Below are 12,371 nucleotides of genomic sequence, written 5' to 3' on the forward strand. Positions count from 1 at the left end.
CACAGCGATGGTGCTGGCGGCTGGTCTTGGCAAGCGCATGCGGCCGATCACCGACACCATGCCGAAGCCGCTGGTGCGGATCGCCGGCAGGACCTTGCTCGACTGGGGGCTGGACAGTCTCGAAGCGGCCGGCGTCGAGAAAGCCATCGTCAACGTGCACTATCTGCCGGACCAGATCGTCGCCCATATCGCCCACAGGCGGGCGCCAAAGATCGTCATTTCCGACGAGCGCGACGCACTGCTGAATTCGGCGGGTGGCATCGTCAAGGCATTGCCGCTGCTGGGCAGCGACCCCTTCTACATCATCAACGCCGATACGTTCTGGATCGACAGCGGCCAGCCCAGCCTCGAGCGCCTTGCCCTTGCATGGGACGGCGCGAAAATGGATATTCTGCTGATGCTTACCGATCTCGACTCGGCCACCGGACACGGTGTCGGCACGGATTTCCTGATGGCGCCGGATGGCGGCCTGCGGCGCTCGAAAGGCGATCCGGCCGGGTTGATCTATGCCGGAGCGGCAATCGTCAATCCCGCCATCTTCAGGGATGCGCCCGCCGGGGCGCATTCGCTCAACACCTATTTCGACAAGGCAATCGCCTCTGGCCGTCTGTTCGGCATGCAGATGCGCGGAAGCTGGATCACCGTCGGCACTCCCGACGCCATTCCGCAGGCGGAAGCGGCCGCCGCCGAAGCTCTCGCGAAGGTGGTATGAGCGGCGCGCGCCGCGTTCTTTCGATCCCGCCCGGAGCGCCATTCCTGCCGACTCTGGCCGAGGCCTTGCTGGCCGGACGGCTGGTGCCCGGCTTCCGGTTCGACGGCGATCCGCTGGCGCTGGCTGATGTCACCATCTATGTGCCGACACGGCGCGCGGCCCGGGCGCTGCGCGGCGCCTTTGTCGACGCGCTTTCGGGACCGGGAGGGAGCCGCCGTTCGGCGATCCTGCCGGTCATCCGCCCGCTCGGAGAGTTCGACCAGGACGAAGCCGCCTTCGACGCCGGCACGCCGACCGAGCTTGAAATGGCGCCGCCGATCGCAGCCATCGAACGCCTGCTGCTGCTGGCGCCGCTGGTGCAGGCCTGGAAGCGCACCCTGCCGGCGCATGTCCTTGATATGTTCAACGAAGAGATCGTCGTGCCGGCCTCCGCCGCCGATGCGATCTGGCTGGCGCGCGACCTCGCCCGGCTCATGGACGAAATCGAAACCGAAGGCACGGACTGGACCAGGCTTGCCGATCTGGTCACCGGCAATCTTGCCGGTTGGTGGCTGGTGACGCTCGATTTCCTCCGTATCGTCACCGAGGCCTGGCCGAAATTGCTGGAGGAGCGCGACCGCTCCAACCCGGCCGCGCACCGCAATGCGCTGATCCGGCGCGAGGCGAAGCGGCTGGAACGCAACCCGCCCAAAGGGCCGGTGATCGCCGCCGGCTCGACGGGCTCTATTCCGGCCACGGCCGAACTGCTTGCCACGGTCGCCAGCCTGCCTAATGGCGCCGTGGTGCTGCCCGGGCTCGATGGGATGCTGGACGAACCGTCTTTTGCCGCGATTGCGGCGCCCGGTGCGCGGCCGGCACTGCTCGGCCACCCACAATACGGCATGGCCAAGCTGATCGGCAAGGTTGGCGTGCTGCGTGGCGATGTCGAGGAAGTGGTCGCCGCCGAGCCCGCACTGGTGCTCCGCGCGGCCCTTGTCGGCGAGGCGCTGCGTCCGGCCGAGACCACGGAACTATGGGCCGAGACCCGCATACGCTTCAACGCCCTGGATATCGCCGAGGCCTTCGCCGATGTGACGCTGGTCGAAGCCGCCAGCGAACGCGACGAGGCGGCGGCGATCGCCATCGCGCTGAAAACCGCCGTGGAACAGCCGGGGCACAGGGCAGCGCTCGTTACCGGCGACCGCGGGCTGGCGCGGCGCGTCTCGGCCGAGCTGTTGCGCTTCGGTGTGATCGCTGACGATTCCGGCGGCACGCCGCTCGCCAACACGCCTGCCGCCAGCCTGCTGCGGCTCACACTTCAAGCGGTATTCCGGCCCGGCGATCCCGTCGGCCTTTTGTCGCTGCTCAAGCATCCGCTGCTCGGGCTCGGACTTGAGCGCACCGGCGTGCGCCATGCCGCCGAGCTCATCGAACTCGTGGCGCTGCGCGGCGGCACCGGACGCCCCGACATCGCCGCCTTGCCAGCACTGTTCGAGGAGCGTCTCGCCGGGCTGAGCGGGGACAAGCGCCAGCCCTTCTGGTTTTCGCGCCTGAGCGTGCGCGGCATCGACGATGCCCGCGATATGCTGAGCCGGCTTGTGACGGCACTGGCGCCGCTGACCGCCTTTCGCGGTGAAGAGAATGCCGATCTTGTCGCGTTGACCAGAGCGAGCGTCGCCGCGCTGGAAAATCTCGGCCGCACGGCGGAGCGCAGCCTGGCTGAATTTTATGCCGGCGACGCCGGCGAGAAACTCGCCGAGCTGCTGCGCGGTGTGGTCGCGGCCTCGGCCTCGTTCGACTTCCCGGCCGACGAATGGCCTGATGTGATGGACGCGCTGGTAGCACCGGAAACGGTCAAGCCCGGGCAAGGCACCGACCGCAACATCGCCATTTGGGGGGCGCTGGAAGCGCGGCTGCAGAATGTCGACACGCTGGTCATTGGCGGGCTGAACGAGGGCGTGTGGCCACGCAAGCCGGAAAGCGATCGCTTCATGTCGCGGTTGATGAAGACCGGCATCGATCTCGAGCCGCCGGAGCGCCGTATCGGCCTTGCCGCCCACGACTTCCAGATGGCGATGGGGGCGAAAAAGGTGGTGCTGACGCGCTCCGCCCGAGCCGGCGACGCACCGGCGGTGCCGTCGCGCTGGCTGCAGCGCATCCTCACCTTCATCGGCAAGGATCCGGCGGCCGCATTGCGCGGGCGCGGCGACGAATTGCTTGCCTGGGCGCGCGCGCTCGATGCCGGCGAGCGGCAGCATTTCGCGCCGCGACCGCAGCCGAAACCGCCGCTGAGCATGCGGCCCACCCACTTCTCGGTGACCGAGATCGAGACGCTGCGCCGCGACCCCTATGCGGTCTATGCCAAGCGTATTCTGAGCCTTCTGCCGCTCGAGCCGGTGATCCGCGATCCCGGTGCGGCCGAGCGCGGCACGCTGTTTCATGACATCCTGCATCTGTTCTCGACAGAGGTGGCGGATCCCCGCGCGCCCGAAGCTCTGGAACGCCTCATCGCTGCCGGCCGGACCTGCTTCGCCGACATTGCCCTACCCGCCGATGTCGAGGCGGTGTGGTGGCCGCGCTTCGAAAAGCTCGCCGCCAACATCATCGAATGGGAGCGCGGCCGCGCCCCTGCCGTCGCCCGGCGGCATGCCGAGGAGCGCGCCGAAAAGACGGCTGTCGGCCGTACCGGTGTGACGCTGTCCGGCTATGCCGACCGCGTCGACCTTTTGGCCGGTGGCATGGCCGACATTCTCGACTACAAGACCGGCTCGTCCCCGTCCAAGGCGCAGGCCCACACGCTGCTGGCGCCACAGCTGGCGCTCGAAGGGGCGCTGCTCCGGCGCGGCGCCTTCAAGGGGCTTGGCGCGCGCGAGCCCTCCCAGCTCGCATTCGTGCGGCTGAAGCCGAATGGCGAAGTGTTCGAGGAATCCATCCTCGACTACAACCGCCAGCCTCGGACCGCCGAAGACCTCGCCGAGGAGGCTTGGGCGCGGTTGGAAAAGCTGCTGGTCCACTATGCCGATCCGACGACCGGCTATCTGTCGCGGGCGCTGCCTTTTCGCGAGGGCGAGAGCGATGGCGATTACGACCATCTGGCGCGCGTGCTCGAATGGTCGGCCGGCGGCGACAGCGATGACGAGGCGGGGGAGGCATGAAAAAAGCCTATCCCATCCCCAGCGAAACCGCCGCCAGCCAGGCGCGCGCCTCCGACCCGAAGAACTCGGCCTGGGTGTCCGCCAATGCCGGCTCGGGCAAGACGCATGTGCTGGCCCAGCGCGTCATCCGGCTGCTGCTCAACGGCACCGATCCGTCGAAGATCCTGTGCCTGACCTATACGCGGGCGGCCGCCGCCAACATGTCGAACCGCGTGTTCTCGACCCTGTCGGAATGGACGGCGCTCGGCGATGCCGAGCTTGCCACAAAGATTGAGGCGGTGGACGGCCGCCGACCCGACCGCGACACGATGCGGCGGGCGCGCCGGCTGTTTGCCGAAGCGCTGGAAACGCCGGGCGGGCTGAAGATCCAGACCATCCACGCCTTCTGCGAATCGGTGCTGCACCAGTTTCCGCTGGAGGCCAACATCCCGGCGCATTTCGAAATGCTCGATCCGCAGATGGAGGCCTCGCTGTTTGCTGGCGCCCGCCGGGACATGATTTCGGGCACGTCAGCCGGAGACACCGGACTGGCCGAGGCCTTTGCCACCGTGCTGGAGCGCGGCGGCGAACACGGACTCGATGCGCTGCTCGCCGAAATCGTGCGCAAGCGCGACGGCTTACGCGGCTTCATCGGTGCGGTCCGGCGCGACGGCGGCGGCTTTCAGGCCCTGTTCGACGAATTCCATTTTCGCCCCGGGCGGAGCGCCGAAGACATAGCGGCATCGGTATGGCCGCTGCCGGGTTTCCTGCCGGACTTCTTTGCAGTGTTCGCCAGTGCCGCCGAGGCCGCCGACGCCCGCACCGTGCTCAACAATCTCTTGCCCTATGCCCGGTTGGCCTTTGCCGAGACGGACCCGACCCGCCGGCTGCAGATGCTCGGCAAAGCCTTTCTCAAGGCCGATGGCGACCCCTATGATCCCTCAAAGTTGTTCAAGAAGGCGCTGCTCGGCCGGCTGCCCGACCTTCCCGAGCGCTATCTGGCGGCCGTCAAGTCGATAACAGACGTCTCCGACCGGCTGGCGCTGTTCCGGATGCTGGAAGGCACGGTCGCGGCGTTGACCATAGCCGACTGGCTGATCGTGCGGTACGAGCGCCTGAAGCGCAGCCGCGGCTTTCTCGATTTCAACGACCTCATCACCCGCACCGTCAACCTTCTGGCGCGGCCCGATGCCGGCCCCTGGGTGCAGTACAAGCTCGACCAGGGCATCGACCACATCCTGCTCGACGAGGCGCAGGACACCAGCCCCGACCAATGGGAGGTGGTGAAGCGGCTGGCGGAGGAGTTCTTTGCCGGCCACGGCCAGCGCGGCACGGCCAATCGCACGGTGTTTGCCGTCGGCGACGAAAAGCAGTCGATCTATTCCTTCCAGGGTGCCGCACCGGATTCCTTTGCCGACAGCCGGCTCTTGTTTTCCGGACGCGTGAACGCAGCCAATGCTTCGTTTGCCGACCTGAAACTGACCTGGTCGTTCCGTTCGACCGACGACGTGCTTGCCGCAGTCGACCGCGTCTTTGCCGATCCGGGCGTGCGGCGCGGCATCAGCCACGACCCCGATCCGCTCGACCACAAGGCGATCCGCAACGACGCGCCTGGCTATGTCGAGGTCTGGCCGTCGCTCGGCGCTGACGCCGTCGAGGAGCCCGACGACTGGACGTTGCCGGTCAATCATGCCAGCGCGCCGGCTGTGCGGGTGGCCGAGCACGTGGCTGCGACCATCCAGACCTGGCTCAAGGACCGCGAGATCATCGAGGGCAAGGGACGCAGGCTGAGGGCCGGCGACATTCTTGTGCTGGTGCGCAAGCGCGACCGCTTCGTCCATGCGCTGTCGCGCGCGCTGAAGGACCGCGATATTCCCGTCGCCGGCGCCGACCGGCTGAGCCTGCCCGGCCACATCGCGGTCAAGGACCTGATCGCACTCGGCCATTTCCTCATCCAGCCGCAGGATGACCTGTCGCTCGCCGCCGTGCTGCGCAGCCCGGTTTTCGACGTGTCGGAGGAGACGCTTTTTACGCTTGGCGCCGGACGGCCAGCCGGAACATCGCTGATCGCCTCATTACGCCAGCATGCTGGCGACAATACCGCGCTGACCGATGTCGTTGCCCGGCTCGACGGCTGGGCCAACGAGGCGGCGTTCCGGCCGGTGTTCGAATTCTACGCCGGGGTGCTGGCGCGCGACGGCCTGCGCAAGAAGATGATCGCCCGGCTTGGACCGGAAGCCGGCGATATTCTCGACGAGTTCCTGAGTTTCTGTCTGGCCGAAGAACGCACCGGCTTGCCGGGGCTGGAGGCTTTCCTGGCGACGCTGGAAAACACCGGCCCGGAGATCAAGCGCGAGATGGACCAGACGCGCGACGAGGTCCGCGTCATGACCGTGCATGCCGCCAAGGGCCTGGAAGCGCCTGTTGTCTTCCTGGTCGATGGCGGTTCGGCGCCGTTCAGCGACCAGCATCTGCCGCGGCTCATGCCGTTCGACGCTTCGGGCCGCAATTTCGACGGCAAGGGCTATCTCTGGCGCTCGGCCGCCGATGTCGCCAACGGCTTCTCCAAGGCGGCCTCGGCCAGGGCGCGGGAGCTTGCCGACGACGAATACCGGCGGCTGCTCTATGTCGGCATGACGCGCGCCGAGGACCGGCTGATCGTCTGCGGCTATCACGGCAAGCGTCAGCCCAGCACCGGCACCTGGCATTCGATTGTCAGCCGCGCGCTGCTTGCCGCGCCGGAAAGCACGGAGCGCCGCCACCCCGCCAGCAGCGAGCCGGTGCACCGTTTCGTCATGACCAAGCTTCCGCCGGTGGCGCAAGCGGCAGCCGACGAGTCGCGGCTGCCGCAACAGGTGCCGCCGCTGCCGGTGGGCTTGTTCCGGCCCTTGCCGCCTTATGAGGAGCTGCCGCGCCCGCTGTCGCCTTCCGGCGCGTCGGCGCTGATCGACGAGGCCAAGGAAGCTGTTGTCGATACCCGCTCGCCGGTGCTGGACAGCGAGGCGGAGCCGGGCTTTGCGGTGATGCGCGGGCTGGCGCTGCACAAGCTGCTGCAGATGCTGCCCGGTTTTGCCGAAGACGAACGGCAAGGCGCGGCGGCGCAGTATCTCATTCGAGCCGGCGCCGACTGGCCGGAGGCCGAGCGCAACAAGGCGCTGGCTTCGGTGATGGCGATCCTCAGAGATTCGCGTTTTGCCGGGCTGTTTTCGCCGTCGTCCCGCGCCGAAGTTGCTGTGATGGGCAGCCTTGAGGTCAAGGGCAGGCTGCGCTCGATCTCCGGCAAGATCGACCGGCTGGCGGTGACGCCCGGGCGCGTATCGATCGTCGACTACAAGACCAACCGGCCGGCGCCCGCAGGCCTGGCCCAGGTGCCGCCGGCCTATATCCTGCAGCTGGCGCTCTACCGCGCGCTGCTCCAGCCGCTTTACCCCGGCCGCGCGGTGACGGCAGCACTGCTGTTCACCGAGGCACCGAGGCTTATCGAACTGCCGGTGCAAGCGATGGATGACGCCCTTGCCCGACTCACGGGAGCGTGACACAAGTTCTGCTTGAAGAAGGGCTGCTGAACCACCACATTTGGTGCGAGATAAATTTCGAAAGGATTTTCGTATGGCCACCGTCAAGGTCGACAAGAGCAATTTCCAGGCCGATGTGCTCAACGCCTCGCAGCCCGTCGTCGTGGATTTCTGGGCCGAATGGTGCGGCCCCTGCAAGATGATCGGTCCGTCGCTGGAAGAGATCGCCAACGAACTCGGCGACAAGATCAAGATCGCCAAGCTGAACATCGACGAGAACCCCGAGCTTGCCGCCCAATTCGGCGTGCGCTCGATCCCGACGCTGATGATCTTCAAGGGCGGCGAAGTCGCCGACATGAAGGTCGGCGCCGCGCCGAAGACCGCGCTGTCGCACTGGATCAATGGCAGCCTCGCCTGATCTGGCTTTGTTTTGATGCATGTCGTCCTCCCAAAACCGGGACCACTTTTGGGCGACCTGCATTAGTTCCCGAGATCGAAGCCCGGCCCTCGCGCCGGGCTTTTTCTTTGGCGTCATCGCCCGGCCGCCTCTGGCCCTCGCATCGGCGCACTCCATGTCATCTGCTTGAGGCAGGACAGGGAGAAACAGAATGACCGGATCCGCCAAGGCCACCGTCTTCATCGACAATGAGCGCGTCATCGTCACCGAATACCGCTTCCAGCCCGGCGACAACACCGGCTGGCACCGGCATCGCCATGACTACGTCGTGGTGCCGCTGATGGACGGCAAGGTGAAGCTGGTGACCAAGGACGGCGAGAGTTTTGCTGAAATGAAGAAGGGCGCGCCCTACTTCCGCAAGGAAGGCGTCGAGCACGACGTCATCAGCGCCAATGACGGCGAATACGCCTTCATCGAGATCGAGCTGAAATAGGCCTCAGACTGGTGCCGCGGCCGCCGATGTCTATTTAGTTTGAGCCACGGTTTTTTTGGCCTGCCTAGGCTTGCCGGGCTTCCGTCCGGTCGCGGGCTTCAGGACCTGCCCATATCCCTCTATAGCGCCCGTATACACACGATAGAGAAACGTCTCTCGGCTTACGAAATACGCGACACTGGGCTGGCCGGATGCATCATTGGGGCGCGTCGGTCTGTGGGCCACTCGAACAATTGGGTGCGGTGGCTCGATGGCTCCCGGTAACATCACATGATCGCCGACCCGCGGAGCATATTCAAATATCAGCTCCTCCGGCGGGTCGTTGTCGACGGTAACAAGACACTTCACAACCATTCGAGCTTGCCTCCATGCTTCGCCAAGCATATCGGGGCTTCTGCCCGAGGGGCAACCGCCCGATAGATTCCCCGGGCCAAAATACTACCAGTCGGCGATGCGATCCCCGCCGGTGAATTGCGCGCTTTTTGCGGTGTATTCGAACAGCTCGATCTTCACGCAGTTGGGGTCGCGGATCCAGGCCTGAAACGTGTCGTCGCAGGCATGCTTCTTGGCCGTGATATCAATGCCTTTCGACTTGATGTGGGCGATCGCCGCATCAATGTTTTCCACCTCAAGGCAGAAATGGTTGATCTGGTTGAGCTCGCTATGGCTGGTGCCGTCCTTCTGGAACACCTCGACATGGCTGCGATCGCCGCAATTGAGGTAGAAGCCGAAGATCTTGCCGTCGCGCAGGAAGTTGAACTGCGTGTCGAGGCCGAGCACGTCGCGGTAGAAGGCCCGCGTCGCTTCCAGATCATGCGCGAAGATGCAGACATGGGCGAGTTGCTTCACCTTGATCATCACCGGCTCCCTCGCGAAAGTGTGGATTCAGGTCGGTGGCGTGCCGTTTTCGGCCAGCACCGCACCGGCGAGATACAGCGAACCACCGATCAGGATGCGCGGCGCCGGGCCGTCCCAGGTGTCGCGCAGCAGCATCAGCGCGCTGGCGACGGAGCTGACCGGCTCGGCGGTGAGGCCGGCCTCGGTCGCCCGGATCGCCAGTTCGTCATTCGGCACACCGGCGTCGCTCATGCTCACCGGCACGGTGTAGACATGGCGGACCAGGCCCTTGAAGGCGCGGAAATAGCCGCTCTGGTCCTTGGTGTTGATCATGCCGGCAATCAAAAACAGCGGCCGCGGGTTCTTTTCCTCCTGCTCGGCCAAGGCTTCCGCCACCACCACGCCGGCGCCCGGATTGTGACCGCCATCGAGCCAGATGTCGGCGCCCTTGGGAGCGAGGTCCGCCAGCCGGCCCTGTGCCAATTTCTGCATGCGGCCCGGCCATGCGACGCTCGCCATCGCCTTCTCAGTGGCGCGATGACTGATTTCGAAACCGGCGGCCTTGACGGCGGCAATCGCTGCCGCCGCATTGGCGAACTGGTGGCGCCCGGGCAGGCGCGGTGGCGGCAGGTCCATCAGCCCGTCCTCATCCTGATAGACCATGCGGCCGTTTTCCTCGAAGGCGAGAAAATCCTGGCCGTAGACGAAGGTCGGGCAATCCAGCCGCTCGGCGGTTTCGATCAGCACTTGCAGCGCCGTCTCGCTCTCCTGCGCGCCGATGACCACCGGGCAGCCGCGCTTCATGATGCCGGCCTTTTCGGCGGCGATCAGTTCGACCCGGTCGCCGAGATAGGCTTCGTGATCCATCGACACCGGCATGATCACCGACACCGCCGGCCGGGCAACGACATTGGTGGCGTCGAAGCGGCCGCCAAGGCCGACCTCGATGATGGCGGCGGCAGCCGGATGCTCGGAAAACAGGATGAAGGTGACGGCGGTTAGGATTTCGAAGACGGTGATCTTCTGGCCGGCATTGGCCCGGGCGACGCGGGCGATGGCCTCGGCGAAGGTCTCGTCGTCGACCAGCCGGCCGCCGCCCTCGGCCGCCAGCCGGTAGCGCTCGGCCCAGTTCACCAGATGCGGCGAAGTGTGGACATGGACAAGGTGGCCGCCGGCTTCGAGCAGCGCGCGCGAAAAGGCCGCGCACGAGCCCTTACCGTTGGTGCCGGCGATATGGATGACCGGCGGCAGCCGCTCCTGCGGATTGCCGAGGCGTTCGAGCAGCCTTGTGATGCGGTCGAGCGAAAGGTCGAAGCCTTTCGGATGCAGCGCCATCAGGGCTTCGATTTCACGATCTGCGGCAAGCGTTGTCATGAGCGAATCCTACGCATGCGCGCAGGTGCACGCAATCGCGGTTTGCGGCCAGAAATGTCGCGTCAGGCTTGCGGGCGGGCTTCCGTCGGGATGACCGACGGCGGCAGGATTTCCGGCTCCAGCGGCTTTTGCTCCTGCGGCAGTTTGAGCAGGATTTTCAACAGCCGTGAAATCGTCTCGCGCAGTTCCAGCCGCGACACCACCATATCGACCATGCCGTGCTCCATCAGATATTCGGAGCGCTGGAAACCGTCCGGCAGTTTCTCCCGGATGGTCTGCTCGATGACGCGCGGGCCGGCAAAGCCGATCAGCGCGCCGGGCTCGGCAATGTGGACGTCTCCCAGCATGGCGTAGGAGGCGGTAACGCCGCCGGTGGTCGGGTTGGTCAAGACGACGATGTATGGCAGGCCGGCTTCCTTCAGCCGGTCGACGCCGATCGTGGTGCGCGGTAACTGCATCAGGGACAGAATGCCTTCCTGCATGCGCGCGCCACCGGAGGCGGCAAACAGGATCAGCGGCCGCTTGCGCTGCAAGGCGACCTCGAAACCGTGCACAATGGCGTCACCCGCGGCCATGCCGAGCGAGCCGCCCATGAAGGCGAAATCCTGCACCGTCACCACAACCGGCAGGCCTTTGACCGTGCCCAGCGCGTTGATGATGGCGTCTTCCAGGCCGGTCTTGGCCTTGGCGTCCTTCAGCCGGTCCGTGTAGCGCTTCTCGTCGCGGAACTTGAGCGGGTCCTGCATGACCTTGGGGTTCTCAAGCTGCTCGTATTTGCCGTCGTCGAGGAAGAATTTCAGCCGTTCCTTGGCCGAAATCTTCATGTGATGGCCCGATGACGGGATGACGAACTGGTTGGATTCCAGGTCCTTGTGAAACACCATCTCGCCGGTCTCGGGATCCTTGATCCAGAGATTCTCGGGCATGTCGGTGCGCCGACCGAGCATCGAATTGATCCTCGGGCGAACGTAATTGGTGATCCAGTTCATCGCTTCGGCTCCTGTCCTGACGAAGAGTTGGCTCGTGCATGTCGCCCAAAAGTGGGAACCGGTTTTGGGATAACGACTTGCACAAGGCCTAAGTAGGGAAACTATTCGGCAGCAGCAAGGCGGGCCGAACGCACGCCCTGAGACAGTCCGCTGACCAGGGTGGCGACGGCCTCGGCCGGGTCGGCGGTCTTCTCGCCCTTCGGTCCCAACACATTGGCGACCGCGTTGACGATCGCGGTGCCGACGACGACGCCATCGGCATTGGCGCCGATAATGCGCGCCTGCTCGGCGGTCTTGACGCCGAAGCCGACGCAGACCGGCAGATTGGTGTGGCCCTTGATGCGCTTGACCGCGGCGGCAACCTTGCCGGTGTCGGCCAAAGCCGAGCCGGTGATGCCGGTCATCGACACGTAATAGACGAAGCCCGACGTATTCTGCAGCACCTTGGGCAGGCGCTTGTCGTCGGTGGTCGGCGTTGCCAAGCGGATGAAGTTGATGCCGGCCTTCAGCGCCGGAATGCAGAGTTCTTCGTCCATCTCCGGTGGCAGGTCGACGACGATCAGCCCGTCAATGCCGCTGGCGATGGCGTCCTTGAGGAAGCGATCGACACCGTAGATGTAGATCGGGTTGTAGTAGCCCATCAGCACGATCGGCGTTTCATTGTCGGTGGCGCGGAAATCAGCCGCCGTCTTCAGCGTCTTGACCAGGGTCTGGCCACCTTTCAGCGCCCGCAGGCCAGCGGCCTGGATCGCCGGTCCATCGGCCATCGGATCGGAAAACGGTATGCCCATTTCAATGATGTCGGCGCCGGCCTTGGGCAGCGCCTTCATGATCGACAAAGCGGTGTCATAGTCGGGGTCGCCGCTCATGAAATAGGTGACGAGCGCCGGGCGGCCCTCGGCTTTCAGTTTTGCCATGCGGCGGTCGATGCGGGTCACCAT

9 protein-coding genes are annotated in these 12,371 nt (G+C 65.5%); 5 read left to right on the top strand and 4 right to left on the bottom strand.

What is annotated here, in order from left to right:
• Positions 1-7 precede the first annotated feature (7 nt).
• The 5 genes from NLY42_RS06220 to NLY42_RS06240 all read left to right on the top strand — a co-directional run bounded on the left by NLY42_RS06220 (position 8) and on the right by NLY42_RS06240 (position 8,230).
• Complete coding sequence (locus tag NLY42_RS06220; protein WP_031197320.1) at positions 8-712, top strand: nucleotidyltransferase family protein; 705 nt, start codon at positions 8-10, stop codon at positions 710-712.
• The gene (gene addB / locus NLY42_RS06225; protein WP_286489094.1) at positions 709-3,846 is read left to right on the top strand and encodes a double-strand break repair protein AddB; all 3,138 of its coding nucleotides are present in this window, start codon (positions 709-711) and stop codon (positions 3,844-3,846) included. Before NLY42_RS06220 ends, addB begins: the two co-directional genes overlap by 4 nt.
• Positions 3,843-7,361, top strand: a complete 3,519-nt coding sequence (addA, locus tag NLY42_RS06230; RefSeq protein ID WP_023744913.1) for a double-strand break repair helicase AddA — start codon at positions 3,843-3,845, stop codon at positions 7,359-7,361. Before addB ends, addA begins: the two co-directional genes overlap by 4 nt.
• Positions 7,362-7,434: 73 nt before the next feature.
• Positions 7,435-7,758, top strand: coding sequence for a thioredoxin (gene trxA, locus NLY42_RS06235; protein ID WP_023672297.1), 324 nt, complete (start codon positions 7,435-7,437; stop codon positions 7,756-7,758).
• Between the two features lie 190 nt (positions 7,759-7,948).
• Positions 7,949-8,230, top strand: a complete 282-nt coding sequence (locus NLY42_RS06240) for a cupin domain-containing protein (RefSeq protein ID WP_023672296.1) — start codon at positions 7,949-7,951, stop codon at positions 8,228-8,230.
• Between the two features lie 438 nt (positions 8,231-8,668).
• On the opposite strand, the gene NLY42_RS06245 is transcribed toward NLY42_RS06240, so the two are convergent.
• The 4 genes from NLY42_RS06245 to trpA all read right to left on the bottom strand — a co-directional run bounded on the left by NLY42_RS06245 (position 8,669) and on the right by trpA (position 12,371).
• Positions 8,669-9,088: a VOC family protein gene (locus NLY42_RS06245; protein ID WP_023755488.1), complete on the bottom strand. Its 420-nt coding sequence runs from the start codon at positions 9,086-9,088 to the stop codon at positions 8,669-8,671.
• A 27-nt stretch (positions 9,089-9,115) separates the two neighbouring features.
• Positions 9,116-10,441: a bifunctional folylpolyglutamate synthase/dihydrofolate synthase gene (locus tag NLY42_RS06250; RefSeq protein WP_023755489.1), complete on the bottom strand. Its 1,326-nt coding sequence runs from the start codon at positions 10,439-10,441 to the stop codon at positions 9,116-9,118.
• 62 nt (positions 10,442-10,503) lie between these two features.
• Entirely contained in the window at positions 10,504-11,430 is a 927-nt protein-coding gene (accD, locus tag NLY42_RS06255; protein ID WP_023672292.1) for an acetyl-CoA carboxylase, carboxyltransferase subunit beta, read from the bottom strand.
• A 101-nt stretch (positions 11,431-11,531) separates the two neighbouring features.
• Complete coding sequence (gene trpA / locus NLY42_RS06260; protein ID WP_023755490.1) at positions 11,532-12,371, bottom strand: tryptophan synthase subunit alpha; 840 nt, start codon at positions 12,369-12,371, stop codon at positions 11,532-11,534.

It is taken from the genome of Mesorhizobium sp. C372A (genome assembly GCF_030323245.1).
Classification (GTDB): domain Bacteria; phylum Pseudomonadota; class Alphaproteobacteria; order Rhizobiales; family Rhizobiaceae; genus Mesorhizobium.